Origin of the sequence: Pseudomonas sp. HT11 (assembly GCF_044875395.1) — a bacterium.
Classification (GTDB): Bacteria; Pseudomonadota; Gammaproteobacteria; order Pseudomonadales; family Pseudomonadaceae; genus Aquipseudomonas.
Window position 1 is genome coordinate 6,186,737 of sequence record NZ_CP173217.1, and the last position, 14,763, is coordinate 6,201,499.

12 protein-coding genes are annotated in these 14,763 nt (G+C 62.2%); 10 read left to right on the top strand and 2 right to left on the bottom strand.

All coding sequences use genetic code 11. The annotated features are described in order from the left end of the window. Entirely contained in the window at positions 1-510 is a 510-nt protein-coding gene (gene tssJ / locus ABWL43_RS28655) for a type VI secretion system lipoprotein TssJ (protein ID WP_404485980.1), read from the bottom strand. A gap of 56 nt (positions 511-566) precedes the next feature. Then, complete coding sequence (gene tagH, locus ABWL43_RS28660; RefSeq protein WP_404485982.1) at positions 567-1,931, bottom strand: type VI secretion system-associated FHA domain protein TagH; 1,365 nt, start codon at positions 1,929-1,931, stop codon at positions 567-569. A 404-nt stretch (positions 1,932-2,335) separates the two neighbouring features. Here tagH and tssA point away from each other — a divergent pair, with 404 nt between their 5' ends. From tssA to ABWL43_RS28710, 10 genes are all read left to right on the top strand, one after another. Further along, complete coding sequence (gene tssA / locus ABWL43_RS28665; protein ID WP_404485984.1) at positions 2,336-3,355, top strand: type VI secretion system protein TssA; 1,020 nt, start codon at positions 2,336-2,338, stop codon at positions 3,353-3,355. Positions 3,356-3,409: 54 nt separating this feature from the next. Beyond that, entirely contained in the window at positions 3,410-3,916 is a 507-nt protein-coding gene (gene tssB / locus ABWL43_RS28670; RefSeq protein ID WP_017135823.1) for a type VI secretion system contractile sheath small subunit, read from the top strand. Positions 3,917-3,918: 2 nt separating this feature from the next. Further along, complete coding sequence (gene tssC, locus ABWL43_RS28675; RefSeq protein WP_119737190.1) at positions 3,919-5,415, top strand: type VI secretion system contractile sheath large subunit; 1,497 nt, start codon at positions 3,919-3,921, stop codon at positions 5,413-5,415. Positions 5,416-5,586: 171 nt separating this feature from the next. Further along, a complete protein-coding gene (locus ABWL43_RS28680) occupies positions 5,587-6,075 on the top strand; it encodes a type VI secretion system tube protein Hcp (RefSeq protein ID WP_005792512.1) in 489 nt (162 codons plus the stop codon). 93 nt (positions 6,076-6,168) lie between these two features. After that, a complete protein-coding gene (gene tssE, locus ABWL43_RS28685) occupies positions 6,169-6,684 on the top strand; it encodes a type VI secretion system baseplate subunit TssE (RefSeq protein WP_242199548.1) in 516 nt (171 codons plus the stop codon). Beyond that, positions 6,681-8,540, top strand: a complete 1,860-nt coding sequence (tssF, locus tag ABWL43_RS28690; RefSeq protein ID WP_404485987.1) for a type VI secretion system baseplate subunit TssF — start codon at positions 6,681-6,683, stop codon at positions 8,538-8,540. The genes tssE and tssF overlap by 4 nt, the downstream gene beginning before the upstream one ends. After that, positions 8,504-9,547, top strand: coding sequence for a type VI secretion system baseplate subunit TssG (gene tssG, locus ABWL43_RS28695; protein WP_119737185.1), 1,044 nt, complete (start codon positions 8,504-8,506; stop codon positions 9,545-9,547). The genes tssF and tssG overlap by 37 nt, the downstream gene beginning before the upstream one ends. After that, positions 9,540-12,203 carry a type VI secretion system ATPase TssH gene (tssH, locus tag ABWL43_RS28700; RefSeq protein WP_404485989.1) on the top strand — a complete coding sequence of 888 codons (2,664 nt, stop codon included), beginning with the start codon at positions 9,540-9,542 and terminating at the stop codon, positions 12,201-12,203. The genes tssG and tssH overlap by 8 nt, the downstream gene beginning before the upstream one ends. Positions 12,204-12,360: 157 nt before the next feature. Next, the gene (locus ABWL43_RS28705) at positions 12,361-14,301 is read left to right on the top strand and encodes a type VI secretion system Vgr family protein (RefSeq protein WP_262207255.1); all 1,941 of its coding nucleotides are present in this window, start codon (positions 12,361-12,363) and stop codon (positions 14,299-14,301) included. A gap of 15 nt (positions 14,302-14,316) precedes the next feature. After that, positions 14,317-14,751: a DcrB-related protein gene (locus ABWL43_RS28710; protein ID WP_145158212.1), complete on the top strand. Its 435-nt coding sequence runs from the start codon at positions 14,317-14,319 to the stop codon at positions 14,749-14,751. Positions 14,752-14,763: the final 12 nt, after the last annotated feature.

The following is a 14,763-nucleotide window of genomic DNA, read 5'->3' on the forward strand; positions in this document are numbered from 1 at the left end:
TTATTGGGCAGGGCTGGATGGGGGAACCACGACGTCGGCGCGTACGGCGCGCACATCGAGGCTGATCTGGTATTCGGTGTATTGGCGTGCCGGGACGGTGAGCACCGTGCGCCATTGCGCGCGGTCCAACTCGCGATAGCCCACCAGCAGGCCGATCTGGCGCGTGGACGGGTCGAGGTTGCGCTGGATACTCAGTTGCTGGCCGGGTTGCACCATCACTTCGTCCTGGTCCAGCAGATCGAGGCCGAGCGTGGATTGCGCGCGATCAGCCAGCGCGAAGTAATCGGAGCGGCTGAAGGTGGCGGCGTTTTTCAGTTCGAAGATGCGTACGCGAACCGGAGCGGCCTGGCCGTTGGCGCCGGGGTTGAGCCCGGCAATGGCGTGAAAATGCAGTTCGATGGCGGCGGTGTCCGCTTCGGCTTCAGTGGCCGCCTCGGGCTTGGCGGCATCCTTGGCACACGCCGTCAGCAGCAGCGCCGTGGCGACTGCGAGTAAAAACCTGGGAATCATCCTGCGTCCTCAATGACGTACTTAGCTATCCGTTTTATCCATTACTGCGTTGCGGTTTAGCGACGCTGTCGTGCGCTGTGTTCTTCGTAGGCTCGGCTGAATTCGCGGCCGAACAGGTCCTGGAAATCTTCCTGGGCTTCGCGCGAGATATTGCTGTAAAGCTCGGTGAACTGCTGCCAGTACTGGGCCTGGCGCGAGCCGTTGAAAATGCTCGACAGCCCGCCGGGCTTGCCCATGCGCTCTTCCAGTTGCGCCGGCTCAAAGCGCGCGAGCAAGTGCTTGATGGCCGCTTCTACACCGGCCATTACCGCCAGTTGATGGGCGCGCAGGTCGTCGAAACTGTCGCGCACGGCGATGTCCGGCGCCATAAACGCTTGGTTTCCATGACGCAGCAGCAACAGTAAGGCTTCATCGGCATTGGGCGCGAACTTCAACGGGTTGTTTTCGGCGGGCCGGATCATCGTCTGCTGCATGCGGAACTCGCCCTTGAGGCTGGCGCGGGCGCGCAATACGTCGATCAGACCTTCGACCATCAACCGGTAGCTGCGGCCGATGCTCTCCATCTGCGCGCAGGCATCGGCCTTGTCCAGGCGCAACTGGTCGAGGCCGGCGCCGCGCAGGAAGGCTTGCAAAAGGTCGGGCTGTTGGCTGTCAGCCGCGGGGAGCACGGGCTCGACCACGGGCGGCGACTGCATGACTGGCGGCGCGGGAGGCGACTGGATGACCGGCGGCACGGGAGGCGGTGCAACGGGCGTCGGGCTACTGGCCACGGGCGCGGGTGTGTCGCCAAACACGTCCCAGTCTTCGGGAATCACCGAGGCTGACGGCGCCGGCTTCTCCATCACTGGCATGGCAACGGGGGTCGGCGGGCGAAAGTCGTGTTGCTCGGACGGCACATGGTCCGCCACGGTCGGTGGTGGTACGGCGGTCGGGGTGAGGAAATCGAACAGGTCCGGTAGCGTGTCCATCGACGAGGCGCCATGAAACTGCGGTGCGATCACCGGCGTCGGCGCGGGCGCGTTCACCACCGCGCCCATCAACGCCTCGAAGCTGTTCGGCGAATCGCCGGTAAACGGCTGGCTATCGATGGCTTGCACGTTGAAGTCGATACGCGCCTGAATTTCGTAGTCGCCGATGCGGATCAATTCACCGTCTTGCAACGGTTCGCTGTTCCCTCGGCGCATACGAATACCGGCGTTAACCAATTCAACGCCGTTGGTGCTGTTATCGGTTAAATAGTAACGGCCATCTTTGTATTGAATAACGCAGTGTTGCGAGGAGACAAGGCGCTCTGGATCTGGCAATACCCAGTCATTATCAGAACTGCGGCCAATAGCCATCACGCCCTGATTCATGGACTTTTCAGGGCATTGCCCAGGGGTGATCTTGTGATAACTAGTGATAGTCAAGCACAGCGACATCTTGCCTCCTTGCTGATACATCGCGCGCGGTCTATCCAAGGGTCTACCTGAAGGAGCCAGGCTTCCCGAGAGATACCGCCAGTCGCGTTAACGACCGTAAAAATAGGCTTTTACCAGCATGATCGGTGATCTTAACTGGCTTCTATGACAAAAATCCTGTCCTGGTGCGCCGTTCGACCCGCCAGTCGCGCAGGGTGTTAAGCACCGCACATCTGTCACAGAGGGCGAATAGCTTACCTTGACAAGGCGTAACTACTACACCAAAAATGCACAACTTCTTGAACATCAGTGATGGCACGGTAGTGGCACTCTGGCTATATGACCAAGAAAACATGCAAAGTTCATCGCGCAACTAATGCATGCATTGCCCGGCATCTAACGGGCTGATAGGGAGATCGAATCAAGTGGATGTGCCGTTGCTGCTCGCCGCCGTTTCCGCGACTTCGCCCTGTGGCGAAGACATGGAATATGACGCGCAATTTCTCCAACTGGAGCGTGACGCCAAGGGCCAACCCGAGCGCAGCATGGGCGACGCTATCCTGCCCGCTGAGCCACCGGAATGGCGCAGCATCCAGCAGCAAAGCCTCGACTTGTTGCAGCGCAGCAAAGACCTGCGCATCACCCATTTTCTGTTGCAAAGCTCCCTCGCCCTTCAGGGTGTGGCCGGGCTGGTCGAAGTCCTCACACTGATCAACGCGCTGCTGCGCGAGTACTGGGCCGACCTGCACCCGCGCCTGGACGCCGACGACGATAACGACCCCACCGTACGCATCAATGCCTTATCTGGCCTAACCAGCGACGCGACCATTCGTCTGCTGCGTGAAAGTATCCTCACGCGCTCGCGCACGTTCGGGCCGGTGAGCCTGCGTGCTGCGCTGAACGCCAGCGGCTTGATGAGTTTCCCCGACGAACAGCTCGGTGCCCAGCAACTCAACGCCGCATTTCTGGACAGCGATCCCGAACAATTGCAAGCCACGCGCGATGCCTTGAGCGCCGCGCGCGCCGCCTGCGAAGCCATCGAACAACAGGTCAGCGACCAGGTCGGTTCGGCCCAGGGCGTGGACCTCAGCCTGTTGAAGCAACCGCTCAAGCAGGCGCTGCAAGTCCTCAACCAATTCGTACCGAACAGCGATACCAGCAGCGAACCCGAGGCCGTCAGTGACGACAATGCCCCCTCGGTCGATTTCGCCGCTGCCCCCGCCGCACGGCGCCCCACTGGCGACATCGTCAGCCGCGATGACGTGCTGCGCAGCCTCGACAAGATCCTTGCGTACTACACCCGTCACGAGCCTTCGAGCCCGCTGCCGGTGCTGTTGAACCGGGCGAAGAATCTGGTGCACGCCGACTTCGCGGCCATCGTGCGCAATCTGATCCCCGACGGCATGTCCCAATTTGAAAACCTGCGCGGCCCGGACGGCGAGTAAGCCGCCCGGCTGTGCAGTAACAACACCGTCGCTCAAGCGACCAGGAGCAGCAACGTGGCGAAGCAAAGTTCTCAGAAATTCATCGCGCGCAACCGTGCGCCTCGAGTGCAGATCGAGTACGACGTCGAGCTTTACGGCGCCGAGAAAAAGGTCCAGCTGCCCTTCGTGATGGGTGTGATGGCCGACCTCGCCGGCAAGCCTGCCGAACCGCTCGCACCCGTGGCCGACCGCAAGTTCCTTGAAGTGGACGTCGACAACTTCGACTCGCGCCTCAAGGCCATGCAGCCACGCGTAGCGTTCCACGTACCGAACGAGCTGACCGGCGAAGGCAACCTGAGCCTGGACATCACGTTCGAAAGCATGGACGACTTCAGCCCGGCCGCCGTGGCCCGCAAGGTCGATTCGCTCAAGCAACTGCTCGAAGCCCGCACCCAGCTGGCCAACCTGCTGACCTACATGGACGGCAAGACTGGCGCTGAAGAAATCATCATGAAGGCGATCAAGGACCCGGCATTGCTTCAGGCACTTGCCAGCGCGCCTAAGCCTGCAGGGGACCAGTAATCATGACCGACAACACCGCCCGCGAAGGCTCCCAGATCCTGGGTGCCACCGAAGAAGCCAGCGAGTTCGCCAACCTGCTGCTGCAAGAATTCAAACCCAAGACAGAGCGTGCCCGCGAAGCTGTGGAAACCGCCGTGCGCACCCTGGCCGAACAGGCTTTGGCACAGACGGACCTGGTGTCCAATGACGCGATCAAGTCGATTGAATCGATCATCGCCGCCATCGACGCCAAGCTCACCGCCCAGGTCAACCAGATCATCCATCACCCGGATTTCCAGCAGCTGGAAAGCGCCTGGCGTGGCCTGCACTACCTGGTCAACAACACCGAGAGCGACGAGCAGCTGAAGATCCGCGTGCTCAACATCTCCAAGCCGGACCTGCACAAGACCCTGAAGAAATTCAAGGGCACCGCGTGGGACCAGAGCCCGATCTTCAAGAAGATGTACGAAGAAGAATACGGCCAGTTCGGCGGCGAACCGTACGGCTGCCTGGTCGGCGACTACTACTTCGACCAGTCGCCACCCGACGTGGAACTGCTGGGCGAGCTGTCGAAAGTCTGCGCCGCCATGCACTCCCCGTTCATCGCTGCGGCCTCGCCGACCGTGATGGGCATGGGCTCGTGGCAGGAACTGTCGAACCCGCGCGACCTGACCAAAATCTTCACCACGCCGGAATACGCCGGCTGGCGCTCGCTGCGTGAATCGGAAGACTCGCGCTACATCGGCCTGACCATGCCGCGCTTCCTGGCGCGCCTGCCGTATGGCGCCAAGACCGATCCGGTGGAAGCCTTCGCCTTCGAAGAAAACACCGACGGCGCCGACAGCTCCAAGTACACCTGGGCCAACGCCGCCTATGCGATGGCGGTGAACATCAACCGTTCGTTCAAGCACTACGGCTGGTGCTCGCGCATCCGTGGCGTGGAATCCGGCGGTGAGGTGGAAAACCTGCCGGCCCACACGTTCCCAACCGATGACGGTGGCGTGGACATGAAGTGCCCGACCGAAATCGCCATCAGCGACCGCCGTGAAGCGGAACTGGCGAAGAACGGTTTCATGCCGCTGCTGCACAAGAAAAACACCGACTTTGCCGCCTTCATCGGTGCACAGTCGTTGCAGAAACCGGCCGAATACGACGACCCGGACGCCACCGCCAACGCCAACCTGGCCGCGCGCCTGCCGTACCTGTTCGCCACCTGCCGTTTCGCGCACTACTTGAAGTGCATCGTGCGCGACAAGATCGGTTCCTTCAAAGAGAAGGACGAGATGCAGCGCTGGTTGCAGGACTGGATCCTCAACTACGTCGACGGCGACCCGGCGCACTCCACCGAAACCACCAAGGCCCAGCACCCGTTGGCTGCCGCCGAAGTGATCGTGGAAGACGTCGAAGGCAACCCGGGTTACTACAACTCCAAGTTCTACCTGCGCCCGCACTATCAGCTCGAAGGGCTGACCGTGTCGTTGCGCCTGGTATCGAAGTTGCCTTCGGCGAAAAGCGCCTAACCCACGGATGAGCTGGCTCTTCTGTGGGAGGGGGCTAGCCCCCGATAGCATCACTGGGGTGTGACTGACACACCGAGGTGCCTGCATCGGGGGCAAGCCCCCTCCCACACAAAGGCACTGCCCATTTGGAGTTACTCAAATTCAGTGGCAAGAGCCACACAGGGAGAAAACATGGCTGTTGATATTTTCATCAAGATCGGCGACATCAAGGGCGAGTCCATGGACAAGGCCCACAAGGACGAAATCGACGTGCTGAACTGGAGCTGGGGCATGGCCCAGTCCGGCAACATGCACGTTGGCGGTGGCGGCGGTGCGGGCAAGGTGAATATTCAGGACCTGTCGCTGACCAAGTACGTCGACAAGGCATCGCCAAACCTGATGATGCACTGCGCCAGCGGCAAGCACATCGACAAGGTCAAGCTGACCGTGCGCAAGGCCGGTGGCGAAAGCCAGGTCGAGTACATGGTGATCAACCTGGAAGAAGTGCTGGTCACGTCCCTGAGCACCGGCGGTTCGGGCACCGATGATCGCCTGACCGAAAACGTCACCCTGAACTTCGCCCAAGTGATGGTCGACTACCAGCCGCAGAAAGCCGACGGCACCAAAGACGGCGGCGCGATCAAGTTTGGCTGGAACATCCGTTCCAACACCAAACGCTGATAAACCCGGTGGCCGTGGCTCGCCGCCACGGCCCCAGGCATCGGCCCCTCGCAGAAACCGTCCCTCTCACAACCCGTCCGTGGAGCTGCTTTGGTGGTAACTGAAATCGCTTCCCGCGACCGTCTGCAACCGTCCCTGCTGGACCGGTTGACCGACGACGACCCAACCAATCCCAAGGAAAGCGCCGACAAACGCGTGCTGTCCCTGACCCAATTGAAAGCCTCGGTCCTGCGCGACCTGGCGTGGCTGCTCAACACCACGTCGTTGCTGGATGCCGATGCCACGCTGCACACCCCGGCCGGTACGTCGGTGGTCAATTACGGCCTGCCGGCACTGGCGGGCAACAGCGTGTCCAGCGTGGACATCAAAGCCCTGGAAGCCCTGATCTACCAGGCCATAGCCACCTTTGAACCGCGTATTCTGCGCCACACGTTGCGCGTCAAAGCCCGCATCGGCCACGGCGAGATGAACCACAACGCCCTGAGCTTCGAGATTGAAGGCGACCTGTGGGCGCAGCCGGTGCCATTGCGCTTGCTGCTGCAAACTGACCTCGACCTGGAATCCGGCCATGTGCGCGTGGTGAATGCCGACCAGCGGAGGCGCCCATGAACCCGCGCCTGCTGGAGTTGTACAACCAGGAACTGCACCACGTGCGCGAAAGCGCCGCCGAGTTCGCCAAGGAATACCCGAAGATCGCCAGTCGGCTGACCCTGTCCGGTATGGACTGCGCCGACCCGTACGTCGAACGCCTGCTCGAGGGATTTGCCTACCTCACCGCCCGCGTGCAGCTCAAGCTCGACGCCGAGTACCCGACGTTCACCCACAACCTGCTGGAAATCGCCTACCCGCACTACCTGGCGCCGACGCCGTCGATGACCGTGGTGCAATTGCAGACCGACCCGGATGAAGGCTCGCTGGCCAGCGGCTTCCCGCTGCCGCGCGACACCGTGTTGCGCGCAGCACTGGGCCGCGAAACCCAGACCTGCTGCGAGTACCGCACCGCGCACCCGGTGACGCTGTGGCCGTTGCAGGTCAGCGGCGCCGAGTACTTCGGCAACCCCGCCGCCGTGCTCGGCCGCCTGGCCGCCAGCGAGCCGAAGGCCAAGGCCGGTTTGCGCCTGACCCTGCGCACCGGCGCCGAATTGCCGTTCAACAGCCTCGACCTCGACAGCCTGCCGCTGTACCTCAGCGGTGCCGATGAGCAGCCGTTTCGCCTCTACGAACAACTGCTGGGCAATGCCTGCGCGGTGTTTGCGCGCAAGCCTGGCGGTGATTGGGTCGAACGCCTGCCGCAGGACGCGTTGCGTTCGCGCGGCTTTGACGACGCCGACGCGGCCATGCCGGTGGTGGCCCGCGCATTCCAGGGCTATCGGCTGTTGCAGGAATACTTCGCCCTGCCCCACCGCTTCCTGTTCGTCGAATTCGCCGAACTGAGCCGCGCGGTCAAACGCTGCGACGGCCAGGAGCTGGAACTGATCGTGCTGTTCGACCGCCACGAGCCGAGCCTGGAAGGCAGTGTTGGCGCGGCGCAGTTCATGCCGTTCTGCACGCCGGCGATCAACCTGTTCCCCAAACGCGTGGACCGTATTCATTTGTCTGACCGCGTCAACGAACACCACGTGATTGCCGACCGCACGCGGCCAATGGATTTCGAGATTCACTCGCTGAGCGGCATCACCGGCCATGGCACCGGGCCGGAGCAGCCGTTCCTGCCGTTCTACGCGGTGCGCGACCCGTCACGCTATGGTCGCGATCAGGCTTACTACACGCTGCGCCGCGAGCCGCGCGTATTGTCCAGCGACCAGCGCCGCAACGGCCCGCGCTCTACCTACGTGGGCAGCGAAACCTTTGTCAGCCTGGTCGACAGCCAGCAAGCGCCCTACCGCCACGACCTGCGCCAACTCGGCGTGACCGCGCTGTGCACTAACCGCGATCTGCCGTTGTTCATGAGCGTGGGCAACGGCAAGACCGACTTCACCTTGGCCGACAGCGCGCCGGTGTTGTCGGTGCGCTGCGTCGCGGGCCCGAGCCGCCCACGCGCCAGCCACGCGCATGACGCCAAGGCCTGGCGCCTGATCAGCCAGTTGTCGCTCAATTACCTGTCGCTGAGCGAACAGGGCCAGGGCGCCGGCGCCTTGCGTGAACTGCTGCGCCTGTATGGCGACAGCAACGACGCGGCGCTGCAATTGCAGATCGAAGGCCTGCGCGAAGTCAGCAGCAAAGCCGTGACCCGGCGCCTGCCGATGCCTGGCCCGATTGTGTTTGGGCGCGGGTTGGAAATTACCCTGGAGTTCGATGAAAACGCGTTTCGCGGTACCGGCGTGTTTCTGCTCGGTGCGGTGCTGGAGCGCTTCCTGGCACGTTACGTGTCGATCAACAGTTTTACCGAGACGGTGATCCGTACCACCGAACGCGGCGAGATCATGCGATGGAAAGCCAAGCCCGGGCGGCGTCCGACCCTGTGAACACACTGGATGCGATGCATCAGGAGCCCTGGGAATACGATTTCTTCCAGGCGCTGCGGCGTATCGAGTGCGAATCGCCGCAGCTGCCGCGCCTGGGCCATTCCCTGCGCCTGGCGGATGACCCGTTGCGCCTTGGGCAGCAGGCCGATTGCACCTTCGCCCCGGCCACTTTGGCCTCGGTCGATCCCGGGGGCGACGGCAAACCGGCGCGGCTGGAGCAGTTCTTCTTCGGCCTCGGCGGCCCCAACGGCCCGTTGCCGCTGCACATCACCGAGTACGTGCGCGAGCGCCAGCGCAACAACGCCGACAGCACCAGCAAACAGTTTTTGGACGTGTTCCACCATCGGCTGCTCAGCTTGTTTTACCGGGCCTGGGCCGAGGCGCGGCCGACAGTCAGCCACGACCGCCCGGACGATGATTACTGGTCCGCACGCCTGGCGGCGCTGAGTGGCCGGGGCATGCCGAGCCTGCTCAATCAGGGGCTGATTCCTGACACCGCGAAGCTGCATTACAGCGGCCACCTGTCAGCGCAAACCCGCTACCCGGATGGCCTGAAGGCGATTCTGAGCGAGTATTTCGGCCTGCCGGTGGAGATCGAAGAATACGTCGGCCAATGGCTGGAATTGCCCGAGCGCAGCCGCGTGAGTGTCAGCGCCAACCAACTGGGCGTGGACTTCTGCCTGGGCAGCCACGTGTGGGACCGCCAGCATAAATTCCGCATCCGCCTCGGCCCGCTCACGCTGGATGACTACATGGGCATGCTGCCCGGCAGCCAGCCGTTCAATGAGCTGGTGGCGTGGGTGGCCGAGTACCTGGGCCATGAACTGGACTGGGACCTGAACCTGGTTTTGCAACAACCCGAAGTACCGGCGCTGCAGCTCAATGGCCAGTTCCGCCTGGGCTTCAACACCTGGCTCGGCCGACCCGAGCATGACGCCAACGACCTAATCCTGGCTCGGCATTACGCCGACCACGCCACCACCTCAAGGAATCCAGAGCATGGGTGAAATCAGTCGCGCCGCACTGTTCGGCAAACTCAACAGCGTGGCCTACAAGGCCATCGAAGCCGCCACTGTGTTCTGCAAACTGCGGGGCAACCCGTACGTGGAACTGGCCCACTGGTTTCACCAGTTGCTGCAACTGCAGGACTCGGACCTGCACCGCATCATTCGTCAGTTCAACGTGGAGCCGGCCCGCCTGGCCCGTGACCTGACTGAAGCACTGGACCGCCTGCCACGGGGCTCGACGTCGATCACCGACCTGTCGTCCCATGTGGAAGAAGCCGTGGAACGCGGTTGGGTCTATGGCAGCCTGATGTTCGGCGAAAGCCAGGTGCGCACCGGTTACCTGGTGCTCGGCATTCTCAAGACCCCGAGCCTGCGCCACGCGCTGCTGGGCTTGTCTTCCGAGTTCGACAAAATCAAAGCTGAAGCACTGAGCGAACGCTTCGACGAATACGTCGGCGACTCGCCCGAAAATGCGTTGAGTGCCAGCGACGGCTTCAATGCCGGCGCTGTACCCGGCGAAGCCAGCGGCGCCATGGCACCGAGCGCGATGGGCAAGCAGGAAGCCCTCAAGCGTTTTACCGTGGACCTGACCGAACAGGCGCGCAGCGGCAAGCTCGACCCTATCGTCGGGCGTGATGAAGAGATCCGCCAACTGGTGGATATCCTCATGCGCCGTCGCCAGAACAACCCGATCCTCACTGGCGAGGCCGGTGTGGGCAAGACCGCCGTGGTCGAAGGTTTTGCCCTGCGCATCGTCGCCGGTGATGTGCCGCCCGCGCTCAAAGACGTAGAGCTGCGCAGCCTCGACGTGGGCCTGCTGCAAGCCGGCGCCAGCATGAAAGGCGAGTTCGAACAGCGCCTGCGCCAGGTCATCGAAGACGTCCAGGCCTCGCCCAAGCCGATCATCCTGTTCATCGACGAAGCCCACACCTTGGTCGGTGCCGGTGGCGCCGCTGGGACCGGTGACGCCGCCAACTTGCTCAAGCCAGCCCTCGCCCGTGGCACCTTGCGTACCGTGGCCGCCACGACCTGGGCCGAGTACAAAAAACACATTGAAAAAGACCCGGCCCTGACCCGCCGTTTTCAAGTGGTGCAAGTGGCTGAGCCGTCGGAAGACAAGGCGCTGCTGATGATGCGCGGCGTGGCCTCGACCATGGAAAAACACCACCAGGTGCAGATCCTCGATGAAGCCCTGGAAGCTTCGGTGAAGCTGTCGCACCGCTACATTCCGGCGCGCCAGCTGCCGGATAAATCCGTGAGCCTGCTGGACACCGCCTGCGCCCGCGTCGCCATCAGCCTGCACGCCGTGCCGGCCGAAGTCGACGACAGCCGCCGTCGCATCGAAGCGCTGGAAACCGAGCTGCAAATCATCGCCCGCGAGCATGCCATCGGCATCGCCATCGGCGCACGCCAGAGCAACAGCGAAGCCTTGCTGAGTGCCGAACGTGAACGCCTGGCAACCCTGGAAAGCCGTTGGGCCGAAGAGAAAGCACTGGTCGATGAGCTGCTCGCCACCCGTGCAACCCTGCGCGAGAAAGCCGGTGTTGTGGACAGCGGCAACGATGAGTTGCGCGCACAGCTTGTGGACCTGCAACAACGCCTCACCGCCCTGCAAGGCGAAACCCCGCTGATCCTGCCGACCGTGGATTACCAGGCCGTGGCCTCGGTGGTCGCCGACTGGACCGGCATCCCGGTGGGCCGCATGGCGCGCAACGAACTGGAGACGGTGCTCAACCTCGACCAGCACTTGAAAAAACGCATCATCGGCCAGGACCACGCCCTGCAGATGATCGCCAAGCGCATCCAGACGTCCCGCGCCGGCCTCGACAACCCGAGCAAGCCGATCGGCGTGTTCATGCTCGCCGGCACCTCGGGTGTGGGCAAGACCGAAACCGCGCTGGCGCTGGCTGAAGCCATGTACGGCGGCGAGCAGAACGTCATCACCATCAACATGAGCGAATTCCAGGAAGCCCACACCGTGTCGACGCTCAAGGGCGCGCCACCGGGCTATATCGGCTACGGCGAAGGCGGTGTGCTGACCGAAGCGGTACGGCGCAAACCCTACAGCGTGGTGCTGCTGGACGAGGTGGAAAAAGCCCACCCGGACGTGCACGAGATCTTCTTCCAGGTGTTCGACAAGGGCGTGATGGAGGACGGCGAAGGCCGGGTGATCGACTTCAAGAACACCCTGATTCTGCTGACGACCAACGCCGGCACCGAGTTGATTTCCCAGGTGTGCAAAGACCCGGCGAATGTTCCCGAGCCGGAAGAAATCGCCAAGGCGTTGCGCCAGCCATTGCTGGAAATTTTCCCGCCGGCACTGCTCGGCCGGTTGGTGACGATTCCTTACTACCCGCTGAGCGACGAGATGCTCAAGGCGATCACCCGCCTGCAACTGGGCCGCATCAAAAAGCGTGTGGAGACAACGCACAAAGTCGCCTTCGACTACGACGACGCGGTGGTCGATTTGATCGTCTCGCGCTGCACCGAAACCGAAAGCGGCGGGCGCATGATCGACACCATCCTGACCAACAGCCTGCTACCGGACATGAGCCGTGAATTCCTCACGCGCATGCTCGAAGGCAAGGCGCTGGCGGGTGTGCGTATCAGCACCCGGGATAATGAATTGCACTACGACTTCAGCGACGCCGATTGATCTGACGAGATGCAGTCCAAATGTAGGAGGGGGCTTGCCCCCGATGGCGGTGAATCAGTCACTGCATGCATCAACTGACACACCGCTATCGGGGGCAAGCCCCCTCCCACATTTAGAGCCGGTTTCTTCAGTTACTAGGCAATTTACGGGTTAACCGATGCTATTCAACCAAGCCTCACGCCTGGCCAAAGTCACCAGCCCTCTGGGGCCGGATGTGCTGCTGCTCAATGAAATGGGCGGCGGCGAAGAGCTGGGCAGGCTGTTCAACTATGAGCTGCAACTGACCTCGCTGGACGCCAACATTGACCTCAACCAGTTGCTGGGCAAGCCGATGAGCGTCGGCCTGCAACTGGCAGACGGTGGCGAGCGGCACTTCCACGGCATCGTCGCGCGGTGCAGCCAGAACATCGACCAAGGCCAGTTCGCCAGTTATCAGGTGACGCTGCGCCCGTGGTTCTGGTTGCTCAGCCGCACCTCGGACTGCCGGATTTTCCAGAACCTGAGCATCCCGCAGATCATCAAGCAGGTGTTTCGCGACCTGGGTTTTTCCGACTTCGAAGACGCCCTGAGCCGGCCGTACCGCGAGTGGGAGTACTGCGTGCAGTACCGCGAGACCAGCTTCGATTTCGTCAGCCGCTTGATGGAACAGGAAGGCATCTACTACTTCTTCCGCCATGAACCGGACCGCCATGTGCTGGTGCTGGCCGACGCCTATGGCGCCCACACCACGGTGCCGGGCTACGCGTCGATTCCGTATTACCCCAAGGACGAGCAGCAGCGCGAACGCGACCACATGCACAACTGGCACCTGGCGCACGAAGTGCAACCGGGCTCGCTGGAGCTCAATGACTACGACTTCCAGCGCCCCAGCGCCAGCATCGACGTACGCTCGGCGATGCCACGCCCGCACACCGCCGGCGACTACCCGCTGTACGACTACCCCGGCACCTATGTGCAAAGCGAAGACGGCGAGCACTATGCGCGCACTCGCATCGAAGCCCTGCAAACCTTGCATGAGCAGATCGAGTTCAGCGGCAACGCCCGTGGCCTCGGCTCGGGCCACTTGTTCAGCCTCACCGGCTTCAGCCGCCAGGACCAGAACCGCGAATACCTGATCGTTGGCTGTCGCTATTACATCGTCCAGGAAAGCCTGGAAAGCGGTGGCGGCTCGGGTTCGGCGCAATTCGAAAGCAGCCTCACGTGCATCGACGCCCAGCAAAGCTTCCGCCCGCTCGCGAACACCCACAGGCCCATCGTCAAAGGCCCGCAGACCGCCTTGGTGGTCGGCCCCAAAGGCGAGGAAATCTGGACCGACCAATACGGCCGCGTGAAGGTGCACTTCTACTGGGACCGCCACGACCAATCCAACGAGAACAGCTCATGCTGGATTCGCGTGTCGCAATCCTGGGCCGGGAAAAACTGGGGCTCGATGCAGATCCCGCGCATCGGCCAGGAAGTGATTGTGAGCTTCCTGGAAGGTGACCCGGACCGGCCGATCATCACCGGTCGGGTGTACAACGCCGAGCAAACGGTGCCTTACGACCTGCCGGAAAACGCCACCCAGAGCGGCATGAAAAGCCGTTCGAGCAAGGGCGGCACACCAGCCAACTTCAATGAAATCCGCATGGAGGACAAGAAGGGGCTGGAGCAGTTGTACATCCATGCCGAGAGGAATCAGGACATCGTGGTGGAGGTGGATGAAAGCCACTCGGTGGGGCATGACCGCAATAAGAGCATTGGGCATAACGAGACGGTGACGATTGGGAATAACCGTGTGCGCATCGTCAAGCACGAGGACATCCTTTCGGTGGGCCTGAGAAAGACCGACAGCATCAGCCAGAGCTACGTGATTGAAGTGGGCGAAAACCTGCGCCTGGTCTGCGGCAAAAGCATCCTGGAGTTGAACGCCAGCGGGCAGATCAACCTGAGCGGCGTCAATATCAGCTTCCACGCCAGCGGCGATGCCGAATTCAATACCGGCGGCGTGCTGCACCTGAACAACGGCGGCGGCCCCGGCGCGACGCCCGATGGCCAGGGCATGAAAGCCAGCATCGACGCCAATATCAACGCCGCATTCCCCGCGCCTAAAAGCTCCTGACGAGACCTGTTTGCCATGACGTACCGAATCAACGAATTCCAGTTCCAACTGCCGGCCGCCGAGCTTCAGGACGCGTCGATCAATATCCTCAAGTTCCCTGAACTGGGCACGTCATTGATCATCAGCCGCAGCTTTCTCACCGAAGGCGAGACCCTGCACAGCAACTTCGATGACCAGCTCAAGCGCCTGGAAAAACAGGTGCAGGACTTGCGCTGCCAACCGAGCGTGACCGTGCGTTTGGGCGCCGCCCAAGAGGTGGAAGGCATTGAACTGCGCAGCCAGTTCAACAAGGGCAATGACAAGGTGTTCCAGTACCAGCTGGCGCTGGTGCTGCCGGGTACGCGCAAGATGCTCGCCTTGAGTTATGTGAAGGCGGAGAAGCTTGGGGATGCCGAGGCGGCGCATTGGGCATTGATAAAAAATTCGCTGTCGTTCGACGCTGTTTCTTGATGAGCAACCTGC